This is a genomic window from Planococcus sp. YIM B11945, from assembly GCF_050864155.1.
Classification (GTDB): domain Bacteria; phylum Bacillota; class Bacilli; order Bacillales_A; family Planococcaceae; genus Planococcus.
This window is the reverse complement of the sequence record NZ_JBOZWR010000007.1, coordinates 243,289-269,641: the sequence shown is the minus strand read 5'-3', so window position 1 is coordinate 269,641 and position 26,353 is coordinate 243,289. Positions and strand designations below refer to the sequence as shown.

Here is a 26,353-nt window from a genome sequence, read left to right as displayed (position 1 = left end):
CGAACGGTATGATCATTAAACAACACGCGAGCGGAGAGAGAAGAAAGGGCATGCCCTCTTTCTCTCTCTTTTTTCAAAAGAAAAATCTGTATAAAGGAATCGGCTTACTGGCCGTGTTTCTGCTGTTCTTGCTGCCGGTGCTCCGGCTTGTGTTGCTTAGTTTTGTCAATGAAGGCTCGCTGACGCTGCACTATTACACAGAAATCCTGCGGGAACAAGCAACATGGAGCACCATCCAGAATACGCTTCTCGTTGTGATGGGTTCTACGTTGCTTGCGCTCGCCCTCGGCGTAGCGTTTTCCTGGATTGTTGCGTATGTCGAAGTAAGAGGAAAGCGGGCGATGCAGCTATTCATTTTCCTGCCGTTCATCATTCCTTCTTACATCACGACGCTTGCGTGGACGCAGTTTTTCAGCGGAGCGGGGCCTGTTGCGGCGCTGCTCGCTTGGCTGCCGGGCAATCTGCAAGTACCGAACCTGTATAGCATCGGCGGCATCATCCTGCTTTTGGGATTATCGCATTACCCGCTCGTTTACCTGTTTACGGTCAATGTCTTCCGCAAACTGCCCCGTGAACTGGAAGATGCGGCAGCGACGTCCGGCTTGTCAAAATGGCAGACGTTCCGGAAAGTTGTGCTGCCGCTTGCGCTTCCAGGAATTGCGAGCGGCGGGTTGATTGCATTCTTGTCCAATCTTGATAACTTCGGCATTCCCGCCTTTCTTGGGACGCCATCGAATATCCGCGTCCTCAGCACGTACATTTACGAGCAAGTTGTGGGATTCGGCCCGGAGGCATTCTCGCGGGCAGCTGTGCTGTCGGTCATACTGGGCATCATCGCGCTGATCGGCACGCTGCTTCAGTGGTATTTGCTGCGGAAGAGCCGGGTTTTGGAAACGGTGCAAAGCGATATGAATCCGCGCATTTTCTTGAAGCCACTAAAGCAAAAACTGCTGGAAGGAACGCTTTGGGCGTTTTTGCTCGTGACGAGCTTGATGCCGTTAATTGCAATGGGGGCACTGTCGCTCATTTCTGCGTACGGTGTGCCGTTTGCGCTTGAAAACTTATCTTTGAAAAATTACGAATATGTCTTTTTGACGGACGGGAAGCCGCTGTCAGCACTTTCAAACAGCTTGCAGCTGGCACTTGTTACGATGGCGATTTGTTTATTTCTAGGAACCATGATTGCGTATCTCCGGTTTAAATACCCGGACTGGAGCACAAAGACGGCGGAACTTTTCATTACCATTCCGTACGCATTGCCGGGTACGGTATTTGCCCTTTGCATGATTTTTATGTGGATGGAGCCGGTGCCGGGCTGGAATCCGGGCGTTTACGGAACAGTCCTAATTTTATATATCGCCTATGCGACCCGGTTCATGGTGCTGCAGATCCGAGGCAGCTATACCGCATTATTGCAGATCGATCCGTCAATGGATGAAGCGGCGAGAACGTCTGGTGCAAGCGGCTGGACCAAGTGGCGGAAAATATTATTGCCCCTGTTGTTCCCGGGAATTTTAAGCGGTGCGCTGCTGGTGTTTTTAATGGCGCTGACGGAATTGACGGTATCGAGCTTGCTTTGGTCCACAGGGACGGAAACGGTTGGCGTTGTCATTTTTGGCTATGAACAGGCGGGCTACTCGATGTATTCGACGGCCTTCTCGACTGTGCTCGTGCTCGGGATTTTGCTTGGCGGCGGATTGTTCATGGCACTCGGAAAACTATGGGACAGAAAGGTGCTGAAGACGAAATGATCGAAGTGTTGGGTGTGTCAAAAAAATACGGCTCGTTTACGGCTTTGCATGAAGTGGATCTTGAAATCGGCAGCGGGGAATTTGTTGCGGTGCTCGGGCCCTCAGGCTGCGGAAAAACGACGCTATTGAAACTGCTGGCGGGATTCATGGGGCCGACGGAAGGCGCCATCGTTATGGACGATGCGGCAGTGGCAACGGCCAAAGGCGTCGTCCCTCCTGAAAAACGCAATATCGGCATGGTCTTTCAATCGTTTGCGCTGTGGCCGCACATGACAATTGCGGAGCATATCAAATTTCCGCTGCATCACCACCCGAACCGAAAAAAAGAAGGCAAGCACGAGGTGCAGGCGAGAGTCAGTAACGTGCTGAATTTGGTCGGCTTGGAATCGTTTGCGGAACGCTATCCGTCCGAACTGTCCGGCGGCCAGAAGCAGCGGGTTGCGCTCGCACGGGCAATTGCGCCGAAACCGAATTTGCTGCTGATGGATGAGCCGTTCAGCGCACTTGATGTGGAACTCCGTATGGAGATGCGAAGAGAAATCCAGAAGCTGCACCGGGAAACCGGGGCGTCCATCGTCTTCGTCACCCACGACCAAAGCGAGGCGCTGGCCATCGCGGATAAGATCGTCGTAATGAACGCCGGGCGGATCGAACAGATTGCAGCACCAGAAGAAATCTATACCCGGCCAGAAACCGAATTTGTCGCGACGTTCGTCGGGAAATGCAATATGGTAAAAGGGCAGTGGCAGGACGGCAGCTTCATCCCGGCTATCAACCCGCAAAGCAAATGGCCAGATCTCGGTGTCGCAAAAAGCTTAAAAAAGAAAGGCATTTATCCAGTGCGCCCCGAGCAATTGCAGCTGTCCAAAGCAGGTCTTAATGGCGTGCACGGCACCGTAACGTTTGTCCAGTACCAGGGACATGAAATCCATTATACGGTCGATGTGTCCGGTGAAACCTGGACTGTCCACGAGACGGTCTATTCGACACGGTTTAGAGTAGGAGATGAAGTGGTGGTTGGGATGAAAGTGGCGGCGCAGCCTGAAAAGGAGCTTGTTTCGAATAGTTGATGAGCTTTTGATAGAAAAATACGGTATAGAAAATGAAAAAAGATTGGGCAGATGAATTGCAACTTAGAATAACCATCAAATTGTGGATAAATTTGATGGTTATTTTTTATTGGCAAAAAGGGATTTTGGTTTAAAATTCCTGAAAGATGCCGTGTCATTTGTAAACCGATTTGCTAGATATCAATAGGTTGGGCTGTAAGTATGTATTCCAAGAAGCAAATTGATATATGAATGCCCCGTTAAATTGAAAAAGGTATTTTTTTCTTTAATTTGTAATTTATTCTAAATATTCGTGTTATTATAAATGCAGAGAATGGGAATGTTTACACTTAAACTAACTCAGCAGTAGGGCCTATTAAGTGTTAGATCGAAAGGGGAGATAGAATGGATGAAACGCAATGGGATATACAAGAAGTTAAGCAGTTGAAAAAGAAGCAATTAGTTCAGTCCAATTTCTTTATGCTATTGATATTCGTGCTGTTTGTTTATTTTTCAAAAAGTGGACAGCCCCTCTTTCTCATTGGCTTATTTTATGTAATTGTCTTGATCTATGTTGCTTTTACATTGTACGTCCTAATGACAGGGAGATTTGTCGGCACGAAGACAAGTAAACGGGTGCAGCAATTTGACAAAGAACGTTTGGGAAAGAAACGCTGGACACGCAGAAAAATAATTGAGGCAGTATTCCTCATTGTTCTAAGTATTTCGATTACAGTATTAATCGTCAATACGGATATTGACCCTGCAGACAGGAACAACTCTATTGGCGCTTTTCCGTTTTTTGGTGCCTGGGTGGGCTATAATTTAGGAGAGCTTTTTAGAATGGGAAAGTTGTAAGGATAACCGACATGTATAAAACTCAGTTTAATGAACAGAAAACTTTTGCTGAGACAAGTTTAGAGATTTGAAGAAGCAATTTCTGTAAAGAGTTACATAAAAAAGACAGGAGAACCTCAATGGAATTTGAAATTGGGAACGGCGCGATTGTATTTCCAAACTTACATATTACGATTATGGCCATTGTCATTATTTACTTGCTAGTAAAGTGGAGCAAAGAATTAGAAACAGACCGTTATAAGGTGTTTTTCTATTTTTTTGATAAGTGCTTACATAATGCCGATTTATTCGCGCAGTACAATAGACAGCGACTTTCAATTATGGTTTCCAGTGGGATTTGTGCTGATTTTCTTATACTTGTTCTTCGGCGACAGAAACCATCCTTCAAAAATGAAGGCGAGTGTATTGGGGCTTGCGATCGCTTTCTACCAAATCATTTTTCACTATGTCGGGTAGGTTGGAGCTTCACTGTTGTAGTCATCTTTATAGAAGCAAAAAAAGATTGGACCGGTTCACCTGGTCCAATCTTTTTCTATTTGCAAATGCATTATGGCAATTGGCGTTACCAAAATATCATCTACCGAATGGACATCATATACATAAAAAAAAACAGTTCCTCATCGAAAAAGGAGCTGCCATATAAAATTACAAAATCGCTTCCGCAATCAGTTTATCAAGCTTGCGGATATCGACTTTCTTATTCAAATTCAATTTAAACGTGCCGGCTTTTGTCCACAGTTCCAACTCGGTATTAAAATCAAACGTTCCGCCATTTTCAGAAGAGTACATGATGATCGATTTAAAAGGAATCGAGTAAATCTCGACTTTCTTCCCAGTCAACCCTTGTTTGTCGGAAATGATGATGCGTTTGTTGGTCACTACCGCCGTGTCCCGGATAGTTTTATACGCGATTTGTGCCACTTCTCCAGCAATCAGCAAGTCGGTGACCGAATCCGGAACATCGATTTCCTGTGTGAACGTCCATGCCATCATTGCGTTTAAATTTGCCATTTAATAAATCCCCCTTTGGTTTCTGCTTACAGTATGGCATATATTGGAATAATGCGGAAGAGTAGAATTACGGAATTGTAATACCGAGTGCTTTGTTCAAATAAATCTTTTCTAAAGAATCTATTGAAGTGTTTTTCGGAAATCGCTTTAATAAATACGGATAGATAGGGAACAAATTTACTTTAAATCGCTTTATTATTTTTTCCAAAAGAAGACAGTTAATAGTGAAAAAATGCTAATATTAAGACATTAGTATACTCACTTTGTTTTTAAGGCAACATAATAAATGAAATTGTAAGCGTTTGAAACTCATGTAATCGCAATTAAATTTGCTACATCTAGAGAGGCTGACTACATATGGGGATAACTGAACTAAAAACCTGGGACTTTAATAAATCTACGTTGGAAAGAATTAAGAACAATACTTATTTTGACTATCCAGTGGTTTATTTCTTGAACAACAATACGACGGTATATATCGGAGAGACTGTGGCTTTTAAAAATCGGATGAAGGATCACTTGAAAGATGAAGAGAGAAAGAAATTAGAAAAGATGACTCTTATCATTCATAAAAAATTTCATCGTTCAGCCACATACAATATCGAAACCAAACTTATCAATTATTTCTTGGGTGATGATCGCTACAAGTTGCTGAATAAAAGTCAGACTGCGCAAAGTGTAACCCACAACTACCATAATAAAAAACTTTATGACAAAGAGATTTTTAACGAAATATGGAAAGAATTATTGAAAAGGAAAATGGTGAATAACCCTGCTCACGTCATTGAAAACAGGGACATATTCAAACTATCTCCTTTTAAAGAGTTGACGATGACGCAACTCGAGCTTAAGACAAAGATCCTGGAAGTATGCGAAGAACACATTAATGATGATGAAACGTTTGTATTCATGGTCAAGGGTGAAGCCGGTGTTGGGAAGAGTGTGGTCCTGAGTTCCGTGTTCAACAGCATCCAGGAACTGGCGACTGATAAAAACTCGAATCTCCATCAAACGAAGAATTATTTACTCGTCAATCATTCAGAAATGCTGAAGACTTACAAAAATATCGCTGCCAATGTGAAGTTTCTTAAAAAGAATAACTTTGACAAGCCCACAAGTTTTATTAATAAACAAAAGAAAGCTGCAGAAAAAGCGGACATTGTCTTGGTCGACGAAGCGCATTTATTGCTGAGCAGAGCGGATGCATTCAATGGATTCAATGAAGACAATCAATTGGAAGAAATCATTAAGCACAGCAATGTCGTCATCGTGGTCTACGACGAAAAACAGGTCTTAAAACTGAAAAGCTATTGGGACAAGGAGCGGCTCAAGAAAATAGTGTCAGGCTATCAAAGAGAAGAGCCTTATGTTTTAAGAGAACAGTTCCGCATGAATGCTGGAGATGATGTAATTGACTGGATCGATAATTTTGTAGAGAAGCGAATTCTAAAGTTACCAAAAGATGAACTCTATGATTTTCGAATATTTGATTCTGCCAAGGAAATGCATGATGCCATAGTGGAAAAGAATAAAGAACACGGCCTCTCAAGAGTGGTTTCGACATTCGATTATGAACATAAGAAAGACGGCGAGCAGTACTACATTAGAGAAGACAGTCTCGAAATCCCTTGGAATTCAACCGACACCAAAAACACATGGGCCGAAAAGCCGGAAACAATCAAAGAAGCTGGATCCATCTATACAATTCAAGGCTTCGATCTGAATTATGTTGGCGTGATATTGGGGCCGTCCGTAACTTATGATGAGCAGAATGATTGCTTGAAGATTAGGACTGAAAGATATAGTGACACCGAAGCTTTCAGAGGAAAAGAAGGGATTGAGGATGTTGAAAAAGCGAAAGAACAGATCGTATTGAATTCGATTAATGTGTTGATGAAGAGGGGGATAAAGGGGCTTTATGTTTTTGCTAGTGATGAGGGGTTGAGGGAGCACTTTTCAAAATTACAAAAGAGATAGGAAATATAGTTTTGAAAAAATATTTATACTAACTTGTATTGTTAAAGTTTTTATAGTAGTTAAGGGGGAAAGAAAATGAATCAAGGACAGCATATACCAATTGATGAGAGTGGAATCAGGAGTTTGAGTGGTTTTGCATATCAAATAAGAGTCTTTGTATATTATATGTCAAAAATGAAAACTGGAGGGCAAGTAGAGTTTGAAACACTTGAAGATATTGTTTTTAAAGATAAAATTGATTCTAGTTTTTTAGATTCGAAATCTGAATTGTTTAATAGCTTTTATCAAGATAAAGTAGAATGTTATCATGCCATCCAAGTAAAAAGAACCACAGTAAGCAATGCAACACGAAATAAAATATTATTCAATTGGATTTTGCTAGAATACTCCGCAGTAAGAAATATAGAAAAATTTATTTTGTTCACAGATGATAAATATAAAAATTCGAATACATTATTTGATATTTCATGTCAAGAATTATTTGATTTAGTTGTTAAATCAAGCAAGAAGTCTAGTGCTTTAATAAGTAAAGTAAAATTACAATTTGAAAATAAGTACGAAGAGTTTGAGCGGATATTTAATAAAATTTACAGCAAGCATGAATTTATTTCAGAAAAAAGTTTAAATGAAAAAATAATAAATGGATTTGATGTGATTTTTAGGAAGGAAGGTGTAAGTGATTTAATATATCAATTAAGAGTAAAGGAACTTATTCAATACATCCAAGGTGAAATTATGTCAGCTATCTATGCTGGTAATTCTTATAGTATTAAACATAAACAAATGGTCCAAAAAATTGAGGAAATCGGCGAACGCATAAGCGAAAAAGTTTTTGAACCGGATTATACGGCATTTAGAAAAACTAGACAATTAGATTTAAAGGATTCTTTAATCTTGAATTCTCGGGAATACTTACAGCTAGAAAAGTGTAATCTTAATCAAAAAAGAATGGAAGAACACTTAATCTATCAACAATACTACGAAAACATCAAAGATAGATTTTTGGAAGATAACAAATTAAATCAAGTCAATAACATTGAACGAACTACTTATGACAATTTTTGTAGTGTAAAAGAAGAATTAGAAGTTGAACAAAAAGATTTTCCTATTAAAAGGTTATCAGAAACTAAGAAAATGAATAATGCTTATGTTCAAGTAGATCAAACGAGATTTGGTTCTTGTATTTATTTAACTAGGGACGATACGGATATAGATTTAAAAATTTCTTGGGAGGATGAATCGTGAACAAAAACAGTCATGAATTGGAAATAATTTTATTGGGAACTTATTGTAATATTGTTTTAGAAATATTAAAAAATAATAAAAATTTGAGCGTTCTTAAAGTAATGGCTTTTTCATATCTAACTAAAAAAAATAAATATATGCATTCGAATGTCTACAATTATTCAAATAAAAATGATGTGGTACTTAAATCTTTATCAATGTTCAGTGGCTTATTCGATGATTATATTGACAATACGAAGTACATTATAGGTGCTATCCACTTATTAATTAAGAATAAGAAAATAGTTGAACACGAAGGAGAATTAATATACATAGAAACAAACGAATTATTTATTCAGGAAAAGACATTTATTAATCTTGCAATAATGGAAAGTAAAAAGTACTCAGATGAACAATTCTTAAAGGAGCTGGTCAGAAATGTTTAAAATAAATAGACTTAGTATGACGGGAGAAAATGACAAAGAATACAGTTATAACTTTAAAAATGGAATAAATTATTTTAAAGGAAAGAATAGTTCTGGTAAAACCGAATTCTACAATTTCATTGATTACATGTTTGGTTCTTCTCAAAGTATTGAAAATAAAGCTTGGTTCAAAGATTCATTAAAGTTTGCAATCATGGAGTTTGAGTATAATGAAATTTCTTATTTATTAAAGAGAACACTTAATAAAGATGTGAACTACTTCAGATACAAAGACGAAGACTGGGGTATGAGTATAAATTTATCAGATTACAAAGATAAAATTAATTCTGTCTTTACTATAGATTTTTTAGCTCTCAATAATATTAGAGAGTTTTCCGAGGAAAATCTATCTTACAGAACTTTTACAATATTTAATTTCTTGGGAGAAAAAACTTTAGGGAATTTAAACGATTTTTTTACTAAAAGTAAAAATATTCAATACTCTACAAAGCTCTCTTCAGTTTTAAATTATATTTTTAATGACAATCTAAAAGATATATTTACGTTGAAAAAAGAATTGAAAGAAGTTCAAAGTGAAATAAATATGGAAGAAAATTCTATACAAAAATATGAATTTGTGAAAAATAATATTAACTTGAATTTAAAAAAAATTGATATTAATTTGTCTTACAATGGAAAAAATAAAAGGGAAATTCTTAGTGAAATTAATAAAATTAAGTTATTAGAAGAGTTAGATAATAAAAGAAAAAAACCAAAAACAATTTCTGAACTTGAATCAATATATAATAGCTTGACTGAGCAAATTAAAGTTTATTTAACAACAATTGAGGATAATAAAAAGTTTGAGATTGAAAATGAAAATAGGAAAAAAATCACTGAAGAGTTATCGAGATTAATTATTGAAAATGATGAATATAAATATTTAATAGAGCCAATACAAACTATGGTGAAAAACTTAGATCGAAGAATTTCTTTTAATAAACATGTAATTACAAATAATACAGTTAAAGATTTAAAAAAACAAAGGCAAGAAGTGAAAGACGAAATTATATTAAATAATTTACGTACTTCTACTTATGAAATTTCTGAAAAGTCTCGTTTTTTGGCTCTTGTGGAAGAATATTTAAATTTGGAAATTTCTTATGATTTAGAAGGCCTGAAGATTAAACATAAAGAAGTTAAAAGATTAAAAGAAGAAATAAAAAGACTGCAAAACAGTAATGATGAGAAAAAAATTGATGAACTTTCAAGTTATATAACTTCACTATATAAGTCTGCTAGTGACGTCTCCGATATTATAAAAAATGATACCGAAATAGAAGGTTTTTATATTCAGTATTATAAAAAAGGAAACTTATTACAACCTAAAATAATTAATACTGAATCTGAAGAAAAAAATCAGCTTGAAAATTATTATGTTGGAAGTATGGCCCGTCATACACTAATTCAATTTTGCGGATATCTTGGATTTTTAGATATGTTAATAAAAGAGAAAAAATATCCATTAATCCCAATACTAATTATTGATCACATTTCCAAGCCTTTTGATTCAAAGAATAGAAGAGCTATAGGCGCGATTTTACAAAAATTTTATAAGAACATAAATCTTGAAGATGTACAAATATTCTTATTTGATGACAAAGACTATAAGGAATTATCGATACTGCCTAATCATAGTGATAATCTTGTGAATGAATTTAAAACTGGTTTCAATCCTTTCTTTCATGAAAGTTCATCCAATAAATGATTAATTGGAATTATTTATTGGATGAAATGCATATACTATAGCAAAAGATAAGACTAAGAGATTGACTAGATTGAAGAGATTGATCTGAAGCTTGAGGGTTATTGGAAGGTGTTTTAAATGTGCATATTTTAGTTGAGATTAGATGGGTTTGAAGTTGTATGACAAGTGAAAATTATAAGAGGTCGTAAAAGTTAATTATGGACTTTAAATTTCAATTTCAGAGCTTTTTTAGAACCAAATTATGATAGATATTTCTGCATTACGAATTGTTTTTTAAAGAATAAGTAAATTTGAGCGTTACATCGAAAAGCTAACTGATTCTATCATAGGTTCTTACGGAAATATATTGATGACTCGAACTAGAAATACAGGAGTAAGAAGTTGCTTCCCGGGGAAAGAACTAATTATTAACGATTTTGGCACTACACTACATTTATACTTAATACATGGCCACACCGAATGAATCAACATTTCGGTTGTGGTTTTTTCTTTTTATTCATCCATATTAATTGTTTGGAATTGAGTCGTTCCCTGGGCAGCTAAGTTAATTTTCTTTATTAATAGCGTGTAAAATTTAAAAAGTACAATTTGAAATTTAACTGGAATTGAGAATGACGGGACAATAAATTTCACTCCTATTTTACTCAGCGAACGAAATGGCGGATCGTTTATTCATCACAGGTGAAATGGTATTCGTTCGCAAGATAGTGATAGATTTGTGCAGCTGAATAGCATTGCTTTAAAGGGGCTGTTTGATCTTTCTACATCCATTGAAGAGTAAAGGGTTTGACTGCATCAACTACTAGCCTTTTTATGGGTGCGATTTGAATATAGTGTGGAATCTCGTTCTGCTCCAATTCTTTTCGAATCGTCTGTTGAGAATACACCAAGTCTTTTGATAACTGTCAGATTCACCTTTTTTTCACATAATAAAGTTTTCTGATAAGCTCAATATTAGCCATCTTTATCATTCCTTTTTTTCTACATATTATTTTTTTGACAAACATAATAATGCTGGAAACATGATAAAGGTGGTCAACTTTTGTATTAACGTTTATATCTCATTTGAATGATTTTTTACATTATAGAAGATGGTAGCACATTTTTTGGAACTTAGGATATTGATTTAAAAATGGATTTTTTCTTTAATGATTTTACCTATAATTAATTTCTAAAAATAGAAAAAAATGTTATCATTAGAAAAATAAGAAAATTGTGTTTAAGGAGTAGAGGTAATTATGGCATTCAAAATACCGACTAAAATTAAAGTGAAACCGAAAAGTCCGGTTGAACTTTTTAATCAATTGGGAAAAGTAGATAGGTTAGGGTTAGAGCAGGGGAAGTCTTTGGAAACATACGAAAAGGTATCCGATGAACATAGAGATATCGCTATAGAAATGCCTGCCGGACAAGGTAAAACTTTGGTTGGGGGTTTAATTGGGGAATACAATCGAATTACAAAAGATAAAAGAGTTGTATATTGTTGTGCAACCAAGCAACTTGCATCACAAACTAATGACCTCTTAATATCCTATGGTATAAATTCCGTTTTATTGATTAATCAAAGAAAAGACTTTGATGAAAAGTCTTATAGACAATATTCCCGTTCAGTTTCTATTGCTGTGACCACGTATTCGCATATCTTTAATACCAATTCTGCTTTCAAAGATGCTAATTTAATAATATTTGATGACGCTCACGCTACTGAATATTCTATCAATGATTTATGGTCTTTAGATATTGATAACCGTAGAGATAAAAATATCTTCGAAGGACTATATTCCATATTAAGGGATTCAATTCCGAAACAACTTCAGGATAAAATTGATCATGGAATTTATAATCCACTTATCGATGGTGTTGATCTTATTCCGCAGCCTTTATGGATTGATAGAATTGATGATATAAGAGCATATATGGATTCTGTAACCGATCAAACAAATCTGTATTTCTCTTGGTCTAAAATTAGAGATTTTTTATATGGTTGCCAAATATTTATGACACCGAAAAAAATTGTTTTCAAACCGTCCATATCCCCTAACTGGCTTCATGATGCTTTTAGTAATACTCAAGAACGAATATATATGTCAGCTACTCTCGGAGCGGAAGGAGAACTTGAAAGGGTCTTTGGAGTAACAGAAATAAAGAGGATATCGGAGTTTACAGAAGGAGCAAATAAAGTCTCAGGAAAAAGACTCATTTTATTTCCAGAAGATCATTTTGGAAGAGAAGATTTATCAAATGTGATTATTCAAACTATCAGAATGCAGCCAAGGGTACTAATCTTGTTCCCTTCACACGCTCAACTAGAGGCTGATAAAAAATTTCTGGAAGAAAATTTACCAGAGTATGAAATTTTTTTAAATCATGATGTTGAAGAGTCACTTGAGGTCTTTAAAGCTAGTCAAAAGGGAATTTTATTATTAGCTGGAAGATATGAAGGGATTGACCTCAAAGATGATGACTGTAGATTGCAAATTTTCGTAGATTTACCAATTGCAGTTGGGGTAACTGAACAATTCCTACAATCTAGATTACGAGTATCGGAACTTCTACAAAATAGACTCGCTACAAGAGTGATACAAGGTTTAGGGAGGTGTACTAGAGATAAAAATGATTATTCTGCAGTTCTGTTTATTGGTCGTAGAGTTGGAGAATATCTTTTTAAAAATGAGTTTAGAAAATTATTGCCACCAGAAGTTGATGCTGAATTAAGTTTCGGTTTTGAACAAATAGATAATATTACAGATATAGAAGAATGGAAAAAATCACTTCAAAGTTTTTATGATCAAGACGATGATTGGAAAAGTGTTGAAGAATATTTAAAATCCGAGACTGAAGCAATACAAGAAGAAAGAAAAACGAAAACAGTAAGTACAATCTTAAGAGAGTGTGCAACACCTGAAATTGAATTTCAGAATAAGCTTATAAATAAGGATTTCGAAGTAGCTAATAGCGAAGCAAGTAAAGTATTGGAAAAGCTTAGTAGACAAGAAGAATATAAAGGTTATCGGGCATGGTGGAATTACAATATTGCCTGCGTCAAAAAACAACAAGGAAACACTGATCAGAGTATTAAATATTTGAAGAAGGCTTTAAGTTCTTCAAGTAATAAACTCTGGCTTGATAGAGAAATATTTGATACACAAATTAGTGATGATCAATTTTTCGATATTTCAGTTGAAATGCAATTAGAAAAAATACTTGATAAGCTTTTATCTTATGGTGATAGAGACAATAAGTTTGAAAGGGATTGGAAAGCTATTCTAGAGGGGTTAGAAAATAAGGATTCTGACATATATGAAATAGCATTAAAAGAAGTGGGAGAATTCTATGGTTTTGAAACTACGAGACCGACTGGCAATGGCACTCCAGATGGAACGTGGAGTATAAATAATCAATGGTTTGTTTTTGAAGCGAAGACGAATATTAAAGACCCCAACACTCCTATATCTTTGGATGACATGAGACAAGCAGGATATCATTCAAGATGGGTGACTACTAATTATAAAGTAGGAAGCGAAGCAGAAATAAAGGCAGTTATGTTATGCGAAAAAAGCAATATCTATGATTATGCTGAACATGTAGCAGATGATATATTCCTTAAATCTCCTAAAGAATTTTTAGAGTTAACTAATTTGTTCGGTAATATATTACGAACTGCTTTACTGAAAATTAAACATGATTCTCTTGATGAAGCTAAATTATATCTTGGGAAATCTATTGTTAAAGAAAAACTTACAGTAGAAGATTTGAAATCAATATTTACTGAGACGGAATTAAAAGATGTAATTAAACCCTAAGCGTTATTGAGCTCGCTACTTACTTATTTAAAGTTAGATGGAATAGTAAAATCGCCTTTCTGTATAAAACCTAATTCAATTTAATAATTACAATTACATGAATAAGATGCCGTATCCGTTAACCTCTAGGGTTATCAGATACGGCTTTCATATTTTTATCTGAGAGTTAAATATTCATTGTTCTATTTGAGACAGAGAACATATGAAAACTGCTAAAAAGGAGAAATACAATTCTATTTTTTTAGACTTAAAATTTTCTTTATTAACATATCCATCGCCATATAAAGTTTTACAGTACTCTCTAATCACCAGTTCTTTCCTTGCCCCCCGAGCCCCCCCCCCCCCGAGCAAACTCCGCTACGATTAAAGAAAAGATATAGAAAGAATTGAAAACACGCAGGAGGAGACGTATTAAAGAAAAATATATGGATAGGAAGTTTACTCGTGATGCTGCTTTTATTGGTGGCCTCCAGTAGAAACAGTAAAGCCGCAACAATTGAGGAGGCAAGTTCACTGAAGGAAATTACAGGGGGTTGGGAAGGTTCAACTCACAGCCCTTGTTGATCATTGTAGAGTTTGGAGAAGATGACGGCACATTGAGTATTCCGCTGCATGGGCTGAGCGATTTCCCCTTTTTGACAGTAGAGTTTAATGATCGGGATTTAGTTTTTGAGATAAATCTTCAGGAACAAAGGCTTGTTTTCGCCGGGAAACTTGAAGACGGAAAAATTTCCGGTAATTTTACAAAGCAGGGCCAGACCTTTCCTTTCGAATTAACGCAGGTTACAGCTGAAGAAACAGTTGACGAAGAAGATTTGATTGAACTTGAAGTTGCAGGAGGAACGATGAAAGCTGAAGTCGAAATGCCTGAATGGGAAGGGCCGTTTCCGACAATGCTGATTTTAGCCGGTTCAGACCGATAGATTGCAATGGCAACTCAATGATGATTCCCAGCAAAAACGACAGTTTGAAAATGAAGGCAGAAGAATTGGCGGCAAATGGCATTGCAAGTATCCGCTATGATAAGCGCGGTGTTGGGATGAACCAGGCACTGAGCGGCAGTGAAGCGGATCTCCGTTTTGATGATTATATTGATGATTCGATTGCCTGGGTGGAGCATTTGAAATCGGATGACTCATTTACGGAAGTCGGGATCATCGGACACAGCGAAGGTTCGCTGATCGGCATGGTAGCAGCAGAGAGAGCTTCAGCCGATTCGTTTATCTCCATTTCGGGAGCGGGACGCCCTATTGATGAAGTACTGATGGAGCAGCTGGCTGTACTGCTTCAGGAGAATCTGTTGGAGGAAGCCCGTGGAATTATCAACCAGTTGAAGGAAGGCGAGCAGGGAAAACAGTCAGCCCACAATTGCAAAGTGTTTTTCGTCCTTCAGTCCAGCCATATATGATTTCCTGGCTGGCGTATGATCCGCAGCAAGAAGTGGTGGCACTTCTTGAGATTCCAGTCCTGGTTATTAGTGGCACAGCTGATTCGGAAGTGCCAGCATCCGATGCGGAAAGTTTACACGCGGCACATCCAGAATAAGAACTGCTGATAATTGACGATATGAATCATGTGCTGAAGACTGTGCGGATGAAAGCAAAAATGAGGCGGCATACAGCAATAATCCGGATTTACCGCTGATGGATGGGGTGATGGAGAGGATTGTTGGGTATTTGGAATGAAATAGGATAGGGAATAAGAATATAGAACTGCGAAGGGATTCGTGGCTTTTTTATGAAAAATTATATCTTGGTCACGTCATTTAAATACAACTGCTTATTGCAACACTATCTATATACGTCAAATCCGACGAAACGATCACCCTGAAAGAGCGATCGTCTTTAATTAATTTCAAATATTTACTTTTAGTACTCAATTGTATGGGTATTAAAATACTTTTCAAAAGTTTTCCCTTTAGAAGTTGTAAAGCTAAGTTTATATATTTTTTCATTAGTTAAGTCAGTTGAATATATATTATTGTTATTTTTAACAACCTTATTACCAAATAAGTCAGTATTTTGGCTTAGTAGAGTTGTTTCTAAAGTATTAAAATTAATAGGCTTACCTTCTCCGAACTCCTCTTCTAATATCTTGAAAACAAAATCTTTAACCTGAATTCCTACTTTTATTGTTATTTTTCTACTTTTTCCTGATTCTATGGTTAATGGAAATTCTAACAAGTCATTCTTTTCATATATACCATTTTTTAAGTGCGAAAACTGAATAGGTACTTGGTTATCTATTTGCCAAAGGTCATATGAAATAATTGAAACAGTATTTTCTCCATTGTTTGCAAGGATAATTTCGTAATTTACAGGTACAACCCCCAGTATGTCTCCGTCATATTCAAAGTCTGGAAGTCTTGCAGGGATTAAAGTAGTATCAAAATTACCCTCTTGTAAGTTTGAATTTACTGCGAAATATATATTTTCTCTAGCTCTTTCATTATCCGTATATATTGTATAGCCAATAGTAATGAATGAACTTAATAATGAAATAATTGATATAAATAATGCTATTTTTGAATATTGAATTTCTGCTTTTCGATACCTTGCTTCGTTCCTATTCGAATTAATAGACATGTAGTTCACCTCCTGATGATATATATATTAAACACAAAATGATAAAATCTTTTTATTATGTATTTTGACATATGTCGATGCCGTATTCAATCTAATCTCCATTATATAGAGGAGGAACAAATGCAATCCTATGTTTTTGTAATTATAAGAAAACACGATAGTAATAATTGTTAAAAGCCAAATTTTTCACTGAGGCAAAATCGATTTTGTTAATCTTGCTTTCTTGGGAAAGAAATAATTTTAAACGATTATGCTAAACAACTTCATTTTGTACTTTTTAAATAACCAAACCAATCACATCAACATTTCGTTGCAGTTTTTTCGATATAAATTGTGTGGGAATTGTGTAGCTCCCTGGGAAGTGATATCCTGAAAAGCAAAGTTAACTGAAAACTAGTTTTATAAATTCTTTGTAATAAAATATATAGGAATCATTTAAAGGGGGACGCTTTATGAAGGTTGTAGACTCGGTTGCAATAAGCTTTTGGCATAGCTTGTCATTTTCTCATTTAAGATTAGCTAATGAAATAACGAGATTGAGTAGGGAATTAGAGGGAAAGTTCATCTTAGAAAAAAGTCAACCAACCCAAGAACTTGTTAAACCATATGCATTAGGTGCTATTTTGGCTTCAGTTGCATTTCTTGAAGGAAACATAAATGAATTATTTGAGAAAATTGTTGAAAAACCTGATGATTATACTAGCCTTTCTGAAGAGAGCAAGCAAGATATAATTAGCTAGTGGAATAAAAACAAATCGAATAGAAGTTTATCGATTATCCAAAAGTATCTTCAACTATTGAAACTATGTGAAAAGGGAACAGTTAAAAAAAATAGTGAACTGTTTATAAGTATAAATTTGCTAATTCGATTGAAAAACGATCTTACACATTATAAACCAGAATGGAATACTACAGAATCTGAAATAGATGACATCCAGGTCTCTCCACAGAAGTTTCAAGATGAATTGCGGGATAGAATAAAGCCAAGTAAGTTTTTTGAATACACAAGTAACCCATTCTATCCAGACAAATGTTTAGGATATGGGAGTACTAAGTGGGCGCTAACAACAGCTTATGAATTTGCTGCTGAGGTTTATAGTTTGCTGAATATTAAGCCGGACTATTCGAATATTAGTGGAAATTTATTAGAATTAACAAATACAAAGTAATAACTATTCAAAAGCTCCTTATTTAAAAAAATTGCCACCCAGTGTAAATAAATTCCAAATGATGCTGAAAGTACATCACAATTTATTCACTATACATTGCCACACCCGCTAGTAAACTGAACCCCAAATGGTAGACACTTTAAAAAGTGACCCCATTTGGGGTTTAGTTCATTACCTAACGTTAAATTTCCTTTATCATGAATTCATAATCATTTGAATCTTCATGGCTATCTCCGGACAGTTCAAGTACTTCTGCTCCTGTCATAAAATTGTTAATTGCTTCGTCTAAAGCGACTTCAGCATCTTCTTTACTGTAATATTTTTCATCATCAGCCTCTTCAAGACTTCCATCAAATTTATTTTTCATAAATATCTTATACGCCATATTTACACCTCCTTTACTGAATATTTTATCACATGTATTTCTCTACTGAAAATTGAGTAACAACGCAATTTAATTTTTGTGAAAATTGTCTCCCTGTTTCAAAACTAACTCAGTTTATTAACTACAATTACATCTAGAAGAAGCCGTATCCAATGCCCTCAAGGGTTACCGAATAGGGCTTTTATATTTATAAGTGTAAAGTTAAATATTCATAGTTGCGCGCGATAAAGGGAACGATTGAGAACTACTGGGGATAATGTACTCGGCAATAGGAGTCGAGTTATCATCGCGATCAAAACTACCGTACTCCTAAAAAGAACTCCCTATTCAACCCCAATACCCCACAGGTTATAATCAACCCAGGGGGAATTCTCATGAACTTAAACAACCTGAAAACATCCGTGCCGGCAAAACTTTATAAGCGGGGCCTTGATTATTTTGAGCAGGGTTTTGTTGAGGGTCTGAAGGAAGACGCACCGAATCGCTTTTATGCGGTTGTGGCGGGTACGAAGGATTACGGGGTGGCAATCAATTTGACGAAAGATGGAACGATTGCGGAGTCTTATTGCACCTGCCCGTTCGAACCGGATTCGCTGTGCAAGCATGAAGTGGCGGTGTGCCTGGCGATTCGTGAATATAAGGAAGGAAACCGTTCGCCGGCTATAGATGTGCTGACGCAATTAAAGACGCTGAAAAAAGCGGAGCTGCTGGAAATTCTGGAGGAGCTGGTGGAGAAGCAGCCAACCGTTCACCTCTATTTGACAGAGAAGTTCGCAGATTTGAGCGGCATGGATGAAAACATGGCGCGCCGGATTATCCGGAAGTCGTCAAATCGCGCCAGCCGCATGGGATATATCGAATGGGACCGGACGGACCAGGCACTCGAAGGGGTTTGGGAAGTCTTAAAGTATATCGAGGGATTGAAATCGCAGCAGGACGCTGAGAAGATTATTCGCCTCAGTTTGATTATCATCGAGGAATGTACCGGAATGCTGCAAATAGCGGATGATTCCTCTGGCGACATTAGTGGAGAGATCTACGAAAGCCTGGAGGAAATCAGCGAAACGCTGGCGCAGTGGCCGAAAGAACTGGATGAAGCGACAGTCGACAATATGCTTGTCCTGCTTTATCCGCATATCCTTTTCGCGCTGGAACAGGACATCACAGATGCAGCGAGTTATTTGGTGGAAGCGGTGCTGCAATGGAATGAAAGAGGCGATTTCACCGAGAAGTTCTATAATTACATCGCTGATTTGATTGCCAGTGACGAGATGCAAAGCAAAACATACGCGTACACAGAAGAGCGGTTCCATATGTATCAGCTGAAGCTATTGCAACAAGGGAAGCAGGAATTGGTTGAAGCGTTTTACGCGAAGTACCGACACTTTCCGGCAATCCGTAAAGCACAGACCCTGCAGGCGCTGGATGCCGGTGAGTTTGAGCGGGTGATCGAGTTGTGCGCCGAATCGGAAGGGCTGGATGCGAACCTACCAGGACTCCTGCGCGACTGGAAGGAGCTGCGTTTTGCAGCTTACGAAGGAATGGTCAACATTGCCGAAATGATCGACCTCAGCTTTGAGTTTGCGCTGAACGGGGAGGAAGAATATTACTTCAAGCTGAAAAGTTTCGTGGATGTGGAGCAATGGCCAGAGATATTGGAAGCGCTTCTTGCGGAAATGAAAAACAATCCAAGGAGGCTGCCTTTGTATCTCAAGATTCTGATTGATGAAAAGAGATTCGAAGAGCTGCTGGACTATTGCCGGGCCAATATCTCTGCAATCGAACAGCTGCATCCGCATCTGGTGGCTGATTATCCGCATGAAGTGAACGAAATCTATACAAACTATATTTACCGCGAGATCGAACGGGCTTCCAACCGCAAGGCGTACTGGACTGCCTGTCAAAAAATCAAAGATTACAAGCAAGCGCTCGGAGCTGAGCCTGCCGCCGTACTGATTGAAGAGCTGAAGTTTATGTATCCGAAACGGACCGCACTGTTGGATGAGTTGGGGAAGATCGAGTAGAGTAAAAGATAGTGACCCACAGAAAGAAACAATTCTACAGAATAGTAGTATCATAAGTAGGAATAGAAAAAGCAGGTAAATGTAAAGAGGTGGCATAATGAACAAATTAGTAGAAGAACAATTGAACGAGATGCTTGAAGTGTTCGAAAGTCTCCCTGATTGTAAAATTGAAAAGAATGCAGACGGCCGGTATTTAATAGCCAGTCATAACCCAGTTCCTTGGAGCGGCTCACTCGAAAAGAGCGGTGCGGAATCAACGTATAAAATTGGCTATATTCGCCCTCACAAAGCAGCGCTTGGCCTTTACATCGATTTTCCGCATGATTTCTTAGAACTTGAGGAGTTGGAAAAAATCATCGATCCCGAGGAGACTTTGACTTATTATCCGCCCGGTCCTAAGGCATCTACTGTGAAAAGCTGGTGGAGATTCCGCTCTGATGAGAAGTTTGACAGCCTCCACCTGGTTCTACGGAAAACAGAGTTAGACTATTATGATTTTAAAAGGGAAGACTGGATTGAATTAATGCAGCAGATAACCGGAGTTCATAAATGAGTAATGAAGTTGAAAATCGACTCACGTTAAGAAAATAGACGAAAATGATTCTTCATATATTTTTTATGTCTTAACATAAATAGTCATCATTGAATGGAACACAGAAACGAAATACTTGTGGATATATGGCACGCCCGTTGCAACAACTTTGCGGGCGTGTTTTTTATTTTATTCATCGATATAGTACTGTCAAAAAGAACCCAACAGTTTTTTAAAAAAGATAGACAACTACTCGAAGAACTCCTGTTTTTTGGGTAAACAAGAAGTACCAATCACAGAACTTTCAATAGGGAAGAGGCAGGTACAATGCACAATACCTTGATTAAGAAGTTCGATAAACAAGCGGCCAAATACAACAGACGGCGGGAAGACGACAGCACGTATAAGTACCGCCAGCGAATTTTCGGGGAGGCTGGAGGCAAGGTTCTGGAAGTGGGCATTGGTGTAGGGCTTAATTTCCCTTTGTACAAGGAAAATATCGAATTGACCGGAGTGGACTTTAGTTCTGAAATGCTGAAAAAGGCAAAAGCTGCCGCAAGAGGATATCCTTTTAAAGCCACTTTCATTCAGGCGGATGTCGAAACCAGTGAGTTTGAGGAAAACACTTTTGACACAATTGTTTCCTCGGGAACGTTATGTGCCTATCAAAATCCGGTAAAAGTTTTAAACAACTTTCAACTATGGTGTAAGCCGGATGGTAAAATCCTATTATTGGAACATGGCATCAGTTCCAACAAACCCTTGGGATGGCTGCAAAAATCTTTGGATCCACTGGCAGTGAAAATGGCAGGCTGCCATGCAAATCGAGATATTAGCGGAATTGTAAAAAATTCTAAGCTGCAGCTTGTGAAGGAAGAACGGTATATGGCGGGCAATATCTATTTGATATGGGCAAAACCTCTTGGGGGAATTTTGTAATAATTAATTGGCGCGACCCTGTGTTAAAAATAATTCTAAACGATTCTAAATAGCACATGACGATTTATATTCCCCACATTGTCACACCCGCTGTATCAACATAGTGGGTGTTTTTTTATTCATCTGTATAAATTTTATAGGGTATATGCAACATAGGGAACATACACTTTGCGTTCAGGGAAGGGAATGGGGAGGCAATGAAATATAAAAAGTACGCCTCTGTTATTAATTTCTAATACTTTACAGTTATAGGAAAACGCTGTCATTTCAATTGACAAGCAGTTATACTTTAAAAAACAACAATACAGGAGGCGTACATAGTGGGTTTATTCGATAAGATTTTTAAGAAGCCGGAAAAAACAGCGGATTTAAGCGGCATTGAATTAAAGAAAAAAGCAGCTACAATCGTGCTGGAGAAGAAGAAACTGACCGGTGTCAATGCCAAAGTCGGCGTTGTCCTTGATATTTCCGGTTCCATGAGAAAGCTGTATAAGGAAGGGGTCGTACAGGAAGTGGTGGAGCGGGTGCTGGCCGTTGCGAGCCAGTTCGATGATGACGGCGAGCTGGATGTCTGGATCTACGACAACGAATTTTCCCGGTTGCCGGGCGCAACCGAAGCGACATTCATGGGCTATGTGGAAAAAAACATCTTGTCGAATGAGAGCGTCCATAAATTCGGGCGAAACGACGAGCCGAAAGTGATGGAAGACGTTATTCGCAAGTATACGAAAGAAGAGCCGGGCGATGAGCCGGTGTTTCTTGTTTTCATCAATGACGGCGGCTGCAAACCGGGCATCAAGAAGTTCATCGTGGAATCATCAAATCAACCGATTTTCTGGCAGTTTGTCGGAATTGGCGACTCGAATTTTGATGTACTGCGGAAACTCGACACGATGGCAGGGCGCGTGGTCGACAACGCGAACTTCTTCCATCTCGAAGACATCAGCCAAGTATCGGATGAAGAATTGTATGATCAGCTGCTGAATGAATTTCCAATGTGGCTGAAGGAAGCGAAAGAAAAAGAGATTTTGCGGTAAAGACAAGATTCCCCGCTAGGGAAGCGAACACTAAAGCAGCGGAAGATGGGGCAGTGTGGGCTCCGTTTAAGGAATGCCGGTCATCACCGTGCCGTATAGTTTCGAAGAAGAAAACGGTCCGTTCGGCATCACGTTCATGGGGCCGGCATTCAGTGATCCAACGTTACTCAAGTATGCCTATGCGTTTGAGCAGGCGACGGACTGGAACATTGCCAGAACGAGTTAACTTATGGATTCGTTTATAAGATATTCCCGAAGTTAATCAAAATTTAAAGGATTTCATATAAAATGAAAAGAGCTTCCGCGAATGCGAAAGCTCTTTTTTAACAAGCATCAACTGGCTTTCGGAAGTTCTTTCTCTACCTTCTCTGTCAGTTTCTTGATAATGGTTTCATTGTAGACGAGCTCTTCATCCAAAAGAAGCATATATCCTTCGTATGGTGAAGAGGAACTGATCAGTTCATAGGCTTCAAGATAAGCCTCTAAATCGTACAATTCCTCCGCCTTCGATGATTCCTCCTCAGCTAGTTGAATCAATTCCAATGATTTCTCGGGATCGATCAGCACGTAAATTTCCGCAAGAGTCATCAAATCATCAATCCGGTTTTCAGCATCACCATTTTCAAGCTGGTTCTCCATAAAGTCTATCGCTTCATCAAATTGCCCTTGCATTAGATAAAGATCGGTCTGCATCCATGCCAGGTGACCTAAATCCTCTTCTGATGTAGAAATGGCGAGCTCATCAATGAGGTTCTGGGCTTCTTCGTAGTTGCCTTTTTCCATCGCTTCATAAGCCGTGTCATACTTGTTTTGTTCCGTTTTGTTTTCTTCAATCATCTCATCAAGGAAAGTTGCCTGGAAATCGCTTAGTGTCATGCCTGTTATTTCTTTCAGCAGATCATAGAATTCACTTGGCAATTTTGCAGGCAGAAATGTCTTCAGGACCTCTTCTCCGTATGAACGAACAAGCGATTCGACCGCTAAAAAACTTTGGGCATAAGGGTCAAAATTCCGGGTAAATGTATCAGGGAATTGATAATATTGATCCAATAAATGGAAATCGATAATTTCAACGTCTTCCAACTCATACCAGTCACTCGTTTCGCCAGCCAGGTAATTAGCAATCCCTTCCTCAAACCAAGCCGGTAATCGGGTATCAGCCAATCCATGCTTTCGGGAATAGAGATCACTTTGGTGGTGGCTATATTCGTGAAGTAAGGTAATGTCCCAAGAATAATCATCAGGAACCAGATGGATTTCCTGAGTGTGATAATCATAATAGCCCAGTGCTTCATCAAAACCGGTCGCTTCTGCCAATGTATCAACCTCATCATGGAAGACGATCGTCAAGTTGCTCGTGGTTTCATTGCCAAAAAAATCAGCAATCCGCCCTTTTTCCTGTTCCAAAAGCTCATCAATCTTATCGATTTCATCTTTCGTCGAAGCAGTGTACGAATAAGTTACGCCATTTTTCTCCAACGTGCCTGCCGTGTTATTCGTATTGCTGCTCCAAAGTGAAGAAGCCAGTGTTTGGGTTTTTTCAGCAGCTGTGAAATTTCCTGAGTTTTCTTTGGTTTCCAAAAATGTATTGGCAATAGCAAACAAGCCGATTGCCGAACTGAGGTAAACGGTCAAGATTAGAAGACTCGCGACTTCCATCCGGCTGATCAACCAGATTTTCTTGAGCTGCCCAATTTCGATGCCATAGAGGCTAAAAGCAAGTATTGCTAAGCAAAGGAGCAGCAGCACAAAAGCAATCCCAATTCCTGCTGCCAGGCCTTGGCTAAATATAAGCCAATAACTGCCGATGCTCAGTCCAATAAATATAAGGAGTAAAATTAGTGCTTTTGCCAGAAACTTCATGTCATTCTCCACTTTCCTTTTGAAATTGATTCAAACTAAATAACCGCCGGATCAAAAGGAAAGGAGTTCGTTAAACATCGCTCTGGTCCATTTTTTCGCCATGGGTAACTTCTGTAAACCTGCTGATGATGAGTAGCAGTATTAAAGAATTTCTGTTAAGTTTTCTATATATTAACATCTAAATGTGCTGGAATCTATCAATTTTTTTGAGTATTTTAATAAATCGCCTCTATCTTGTTTTGTTTAATTTTCATGATAATGGGAGGGATTTCTGGAAAAAACCAAACATTTATTTCCAAATTATTTCTCTTTCTTTAATAATGGTAGTATAAAACTAACTATGACCAAATCCATATATAAAGAAAGGAAATGCTATGAAAATCTCAAACGTACTTTTCTTTTGCGCAGCCGCTATTGTGTTGAGTTACGCCGCGTTCAAGGCTAGCGTGGGGACAATCGAAAACATCAATGCGCAATACGAGGCGGAGAACCCGGCGAGTCCGAAGACGCCTATGGCTGATGCAGAGATGCCGCCGGATATCGACCGGACGATTTCACATACGGCGCCTACAACGGAGGAAACGGTTTTGCCGGTCGATACTGAAGAGGATTTTGTGATTTATGAAAGGGAACTTTTTGTAACCGTCAACGAAGGCGAGACCTGGATTCCTGTGCCGGATGACACCGAGTTGGGATATGCGCGCATCAGCGACTATATCGATACCATTTCAAGAGACAATATTTACATATCCGGTGAGAAAGTTTCCATTGTCTATGGTGGCCGGGGACCGGAGAACATCAGCATACTGAGGACAGACGCCCGGGGACAGGCGTGGAGTGTCGGCAGCATTTCCCGCACCGCCACACATGACCTTGAAAAGGGCTACGAGAAAATGCATATCGATTTTATCGATGGGGGGCAGACCGGATATCTGGCAGCGATTCGGAACGAAGAAATTTTTGCTTTCCGGAGCGTCAACACCGGTGTGACATGGGATCCTGTTTCCGCGAATGATGCGCTTTACGAGGAAATTATGTCGCATTTTGAATTGAAGGGGACGCCGCATGAATAAAAGAAGAATTCTGGGGACTATGTTAATCGCCTTAGGAGTCGTCCTGGTGGTTTTTCAGGCTTTGTTGATCGGAGTTGCTGCTCCTAAAGGGTATTGGCTGATTCATGAATGGCAGTTTTATGCCGTGAATTATGGAATCATTATTACCTTGTTTTTTGCCGGTGCCTTGATTTTTGCAGGCGGTTATGTGAAATGGGGGTTGGTGCTGATTGGGATTGTCTTGCTGACAGTGAATACGACTTTCTTCTATTACATAGGTGACGTGAATTTGCTGATAGCGGAATCGGAAGACGGCCAGCACGAAGTGATCATCAAAGAATATCCGAACATAATGAAGGAAACAGTCCGTATGAAACGCAGAGGCGTCCTTTTTGGCAGGAAAGACAGCGTCCTTGGAGGCACTTCGGATTACAAGTCATTGGAAGAAGAGCGGTATAAAATCGAATGGACCGCGGAAGATATTGCCGCTTTAACGTATGAAACCGGTCCTCATGGGGCATTGGGGCACCAACTTTTCAATTTCAGAAGCAGTGATTATGTCCGTTACCAAAATGTCGCCGTCAGCTTGATCGGCAAATGGATCGAACAGGGGAACCAGGAAAACTATTTCATGTCGGATAATAATGAACTGGTTTATGTAAAAGGTGGCGAGTTGCATTATTACAATATTAGAAACACAGAGCAGTTTGGGATTTATTCCGTTGTCATCTTAGGAGACGACACAAAACCGACGCTTAGCATCACTTTGAATCCAGGAACTGAATTTAGCGATGATGGAATGATTGAAGAAGGCGGAACCATCACGATTACACCGGTGGATTTGGGAGAAACGGAAAGCGCGGTTTATGAGAGGGAATAGTATAATCAGCTTTACAGGGAA

25 protein-coding genes are annotated in these 26,353 nt (G+C 38.4%); 21 read left to right on the top strand and 4 right to left on the bottom strand.

What is annotated here, in order from left to right; all coding sequences use genetic code 11:
- The first annotated feature begins 8 nt into the window (after positions 1–8).
- From ACRRQV_RS14805 to ACRRQV_RS14790, 4 genes are all read left to right on the top strand, one after another.
- Positions 9–1,751, top strand: a complete 1,743-nt coding sequence (locus tag ACRRQV_RS14805; protein ID WP_432532225.1) for an ABC transporter permease — start codon at positions 9–11, stop codon at positions 1,749–1,751.
- The gene (locus ACRRQV_RS14800) at positions 1,748–2,821 is read left to right on the top strand and encodes an ABC transporter ATP-binding protein (protein ID WP_432532421.1); all 1,074 of its coding nucleotides are present in this window, start codon (positions 1,748–1,750) and stop codon (positions 2,819–2,821) included. Before ACRRQV_RS14805 ends, ACRRQV_RS14800 begins: the two co-directional genes overlap by 4 nt.
- A 384-nt stretch (positions 2,822–3,205) precedes the next feature.
- Positions 3,206–3,658, top strand: a complete 453-nt coding sequence (locus ACRRQV_RS14795; protein ID WP_432532223.1) for a hypothetical protein — start codon at positions 3,206–3,208, stop codon at positions 3,656–3,658.
- A 119-nt stretch (positions 3,659–3,777) separates the two neighbouring features.
- Entirely contained in the window at positions 3,778–4,374 is a 597-nt protein-coding gene (locus ACRRQV_RS14790) for a hypothetical protein (RefSeq protein ID WP_432532221.1), read from the top strand.
- On the opposite strand, the gene ACRRQV_RS14785 is transcribed toward ACRRQV_RS14790, so the two are convergent.
- Positions 4,304–4,669 (bottom strand): PH domain-containing protein, encoded by a 366-nt coding sequence (locus tag ACRRQV_RS14785; protein ID WP_432532219.1) that lies wholly within the window; start codon positions 4,667–4,669, stop codon positions 4,304–4,306. The two genes, ACRRQV_RS14790 and ACRRQV_RS14785, sit on opposite strands and share 71 nt — an antisense overlap.
- Positions 4,670–5,026: 357 nt before the next feature.
- Here ACRRQV_RS14785 and ACRRQV_RS14780 point away from each other — a divergent pair, with 357 nt between their 5' ends.
- The 8 genes from ACRRQV_RS14780 to ACRRQV_RS14745 all read left to right on the top strand — a co-directional run bounded on the left by ACRRQV_RS14780 (position 5,027) and on the right by ACRRQV_RS14745 (position 15,411).
- Positions 5,027–6,646: a DUF2075 domain-containing protein gene (locus ACRRQV_RS14780; RefSeq protein ID WP_432532217.1), complete on the top strand. Its 1,620-nt coding sequence runs from the start codon at positions 5,027–5,029 to the stop codon at positions 6,644–6,646.
- 75 nt (positions 6,647–6,721) lie between these two features.
- The gene (locus ACRRQV_RS14775) at positions 6,722–7,891 is read left to right on the top strand and encodes a hypothetical protein (protein ID WP_432532215.1); all 1,170 of its coding nucleotides are present in this window, start codon (positions 6,722–6,724) and stop codon (positions 7,889–7,891) included.
- Positions 7,888–8,316: a hypothetical protein gene (locus ACRRQV_RS14770; protein WP_432532213.1), complete on the top strand. Its 429-nt coding sequence runs from the start codon at positions 7,888–7,890 to the stop codon at positions 8,314–8,316. Before ACRRQV_RS14775 ends, ACRRQV_RS14770 begins: the two co-directional genes overlap by 4 nt.
- On the top strand, positions 8,309–10,063 hold the full coding sequence (locus ACRRQV_RS14765) for a hypothetical protein (RefSeq protein ID WP_432532211.1): 1,755 nt from the start codon (positions 8,309–8,311) through the stop codon (positions 10,061–10,063). Before ACRRQV_RS14770 ends, ACRRQV_RS14765 begins: the two co-directional genes overlap by 8 nt.
- Positions 10,064–11,301: 1,238 nt before the next feature.
- The gene (locus ACRRQV_RS14760) at positions 11,302–13,866 is read left to right on the top strand and encodes a helicase C-terminal domain-containing protein (RefSeq protein WP_432532209.1); all 2,565 of its coding nucleotides are present in this window, start codon (positions 11,302–11,304) and stop codon (positions 13,864–13,866) included.
- Positions 13,867–14,423: 557 nt separating this feature from the next.
- Positions 14,424–14,789, top strand: coding sequence for a hypothetical protein (locus ACRRQV_RS14755; protein ID WP_432532207.1), 366 nt, complete (start codon positions 14,424–14,426; stop codon positions 14,787–14,789).
- 17 nt (positions 14,790–14,806) lie between these two features.
- Complete coding sequence (locus tag ACRRQV_RS14750) at positions 14,807–15,274, top strand: alpha/beta hydrolase (protein ID WP_432532205.1); 468 nt, start codon at positions 14,807–14,809, stop codon at positions 15,272–15,274.
- Entirely contained in the window at positions 15,271–15,411 is a 141-nt protein-coding gene (locus ACRRQV_RS14745; protein WP_432532203.1) for a hypothetical protein, read from the top strand. Before ACRRQV_RS14750 ends, ACRRQV_RS14745 begins: the two co-directional genes overlap by 4 nt.
- Before the next feature lie 323 nt (positions 15,412–15,734).
- Here the strand turns inward: ACRRQV_RS14745 and ACRRQV_RS14740 are convergent, their stop codons facing one another.
- Entirely contained in the window at positions 15,735–16,451 is a 717-nt protein-coding gene (locus tag ACRRQV_RS14740) for a hypothetical protein (protein ID WP_432532199.1), read from the bottom strand.
- A 452-nt stretch (positions 16,452–16,903) separates the two neighbouring features.
- Here ACRRQV_RS14740 and ACRRQV_RS14735 point away from each other — a divergent pair, with 452 nt between their 5' ends.
- Together ACRRQV_RS14735 and ACRRQV_RS14730 are read left to right on the top strand one after the other, a co-directional pair.
- Entirely contained in the window at positions 16,904–17,191 is a 288-nt protein-coding gene (locus tag ACRRQV_RS14735) for a hypothetical protein (protein WP_432532197.1), read from the top strand.
- 129 nt (positions 17,192–17,320) lie between these two features.
- Positions 17,321–17,620, top strand: a complete 300-nt coding sequence (locus tag ACRRQV_RS14730; protein WP_432532195.1) for a hypothetical protein — start codon at positions 17,321–17,323, stop codon at positions 17,618–17,620.
- 181 nt (positions 17,621–17,801) lie between these two features.
- On the opposite strand, the gene ACRRQV_RS14725 is transcribed toward ACRRQV_RS14730, so the two are convergent.
- Positions 17,802–18,005, bottom strand: a complete 204-nt coding sequence (locus ACRRQV_RS14725) for a hypothetical protein (protein WP_432532193.1) — start codon at positions 18,003–18,005, stop codon at positions 17,802–17,804.
- 374 nt (positions 18,006–18,379) lie between these two features.
- On the opposite strand from ACRRQV_RS14725, the gene ACRRQV_RS14720 reads away from it, so the two are divergent.
- From ACRRQV_RS14720 to ACRRQV_RS14700, 5 genes are all read left to right on the top strand, one after another.
- Entirely contained in the window at positions 18,380–20,029 is a 1,650-nt protein-coding gene (locus tag ACRRQV_RS14720) for an SWIM zinc finger family protein (protein WP_432532191.1), read from the top strand.
- Positions 20,030–20,126: 97 nt separating this feature from the next.
- On the top strand, positions 20,127–20,582 hold the full coding sequence (locus tag ACRRQV_RS14715; protein WP_432532189.1) for a hypothetical protein: 456 nt from the start codon (positions 20,127–20,129) through the stop codon (positions 20,580–20,582).
- Positions 20,583–20,888: 306 nt separating this feature from the next.
- Positions 20,889–21,500, top strand: a complete 612-nt coding sequence (locus tag ACRRQV_RS14710) for a class I SAM-dependent methyltransferase (protein WP_432532187.1) — start codon at positions 20,889–20,891, stop codon at positions 21,498–21,500.
- Positions 21,501–21,820: 320 nt separating this feature from the next.
- Positions 21,821–22,537 (top strand): vWA domain-containing protein, encoded by a 717-nt coding sequence (locus ACRRQV_RS14705; protein ID WP_432532185.1) that lies wholly within the window; start codon positions 21,821–21,823, stop codon positions 22,535–22,537.
- A gap of 73 nt (positions 22,538–22,610) precedes the next feature.
- The gene (locus ACRRQV_RS14700) at positions 22,611–22,763 is read left to right on the top strand and encodes a hypothetical protein (RefSeq protein WP_432532183.1); all 153 of its coding nucleotides are present in this window, start codon (positions 22,611–22,613) and stop codon (positions 22,761–22,763) included.
- 107 nt (positions 22,764–22,870) lie between these two features.
- Here the strand turns inward: ACRRQV_RS14700 and ACRRQV_RS14695 are convergent, their stop codons facing one another.
- Positions 22,871–24,400, bottom strand: coding sequence for a hypothetical protein (locus tag ACRRQV_RS14695; protein ID WP_432532181.1), 1,530 nt, complete (start codon positions 24,398–24,400; stop codon positions 22,871–22,873).
- Positions 24,401–24,774: 374 nt separating this feature from the next.
- On the opposite strand from ACRRQV_RS14695, the gene ACRRQV_RS14690 reads away from it, so the two are divergent.
- The gene (locus tag ACRRQV_RS14690) at positions 24,775–25,473 is read left to right on the top strand and encodes a hypothetical protein (RefSeq protein ID WP_432532179.1); all 699 of its coding nucleotides are present in this window, start codon (positions 24,775–24,777) and stop codon (positions 25,471–25,473) included.
- A complete protein-coding gene (locus tag ACRRQV_RS14685) occupies positions 25,466–26,332 on the top strand; it encodes a hypothetical protein (RefSeq protein WP_432532177.1) in 867 nt (288 codons plus the stop codon). Before ACRRQV_RS14690 ends, ACRRQV_RS14685 begins: the two co-directional genes overlap by 8 nt.
- Positions 26,333–26,353 lie beyond the last annotated feature (21 nt).

Coding starts and splice junctions, on each gene's coding strand:
- ACRRQV_RS14760 (WP_432532209.1), top strand. CDS start 11,302: ATGGCATTCAAAATACCGACTAAAATTAAAGTGAAACCGAAAAGTCCG.
- ACRRQV_RS14685 (WP_432532177.1), top strand. CDS start 25,466: ATGAATAAAAGAAGAATTCTGGGGACTATGTTAATCGCCTTAGGAGTC.
- ACRRQV_RS14800 (WP_432532421.1), top strand. CDS start 1,748: ATGATCGAAGTGTTGGGTGTGTCAAAAAAATACGGCTCGTTTACGGCT.
- ACRRQV_RS14740 (WP_432532199.1), bottom strand. CDS start 16,451: ATGTCTATTAATTCGAATAGGAACGAAGCAAGGTATCGAAAAGCAGAA.
- ACRRQV_RS14745 (WP_432532203.1), top strand. CDS start 15,271: ATGATTTCCTGGCTGGCGTATGATCCGCAGCAAGAAGTGGTGGCACTT.
- ACRRQV_RS14735 (WP_432532197.1), top strand. CDS start 16,904: ATGAAGGTTGTAGACTCGGTTGCAATAAGCTTTTGGCATAGCTTGTCA.
- ACRRQV_RS14780 (WP_432532217.1), top strand. CDS start 5,027: ATGGGGATAACTGAACTAAAAACCTGGGACTTTAATAAATCTACGTTG.
- ACRRQV_RS14720 (WP_432532191.1), top strand. CDS start 18,380: ATGAACTTAAACAACCTGAAAACATCCGTGCCGGCAAAACTTTATAAG.
- ACRRQV_RS14750 (WP_432532205.1), top strand. CDS start 14,807: ATGATGATTCCCAGCAAAAACGACAGTTTGAAAATGAAGGCAGAAGAA.
- ACRRQV_RS14805 (WP_432532225.1), top strand. CDS start 9: ATGATCATTAAACAACACGCGAGCGGAGAGAGAAGAAAGGGCATGCCC.
- ACRRQV_RS14725 (WP_432532193.1), bottom strand. CDS start 18,005: ATGGCGTATAAGATATTTATGAAAAATAAATTTGATGGAAGTCTTGAA.
- ACRRQV_RS14795 (WP_432532223.1), top strand. CDS start 3,206: ATGGATGAAACGCAATGGGATATACAAGAAGTTAAGCAGTTGAAAAAG.
- ACRRQV_RS14790 (WP_432532221.1), top strand. CDS start 3,778: ATGGAATTTGAAATTGGGAACGGCGCGATTGTATTTCCAAACTTACAT.
- ACRRQV_RS14690 (WP_432532179.1), top strand. CDS start 24,775: ATGAAAATCTCAAACGTACTTTTCTTTTGCGCAGCCGCTATTGTGTTG.
- ACRRQV_RS14710 (WP_432532187.1), top strand. CDS start 20,889: ATGCACAATACCTTGATTAAGAAGTTCGATAAACAAGCGGCCAAATAC.
- ACRRQV_RS14700 (WP_432532183.1), top strand. CDS start 22,611: ATGCCGGTCATCACCGTGCCGTATAGTTTCGAAGAAGAAAACGGTCCG.
- ACRRQV_RS14695 (WP_432532181.1), bottom strand. CDS start 24,400: ATGAAGTTTCTGGCAAAAGCACTAATTTTACTCCTTATATTTATTGGA.
- ACRRQV_RS14775 (WP_432532215.1), top strand. CDS start 6,722: ATGAATCAAGGACAGCATATACCAATTGATGAGAGTGGAATCAGGAGT.
- ACRRQV_RS14715 (WP_432532189.1), top strand. CDS start 20,127: ATGAACAAATTAGTAGAAGAACAATTGAACGAGATGCTTGAAGTGTTC.
- ACRRQV_RS14785 (WP_432532219.1), bottom strand. CDS start 4,669: ATGGCAAATTTAAACGCAATGATGGCATGGACGTTCACACAGGAAATC.
- ACRRQV_RS14765 (WP_432532211.1), top strand. CDS start 8,309: ATGTTTAAAATAAATAGACTTAGTATGACGGGAGAAAATGACAAAGAA.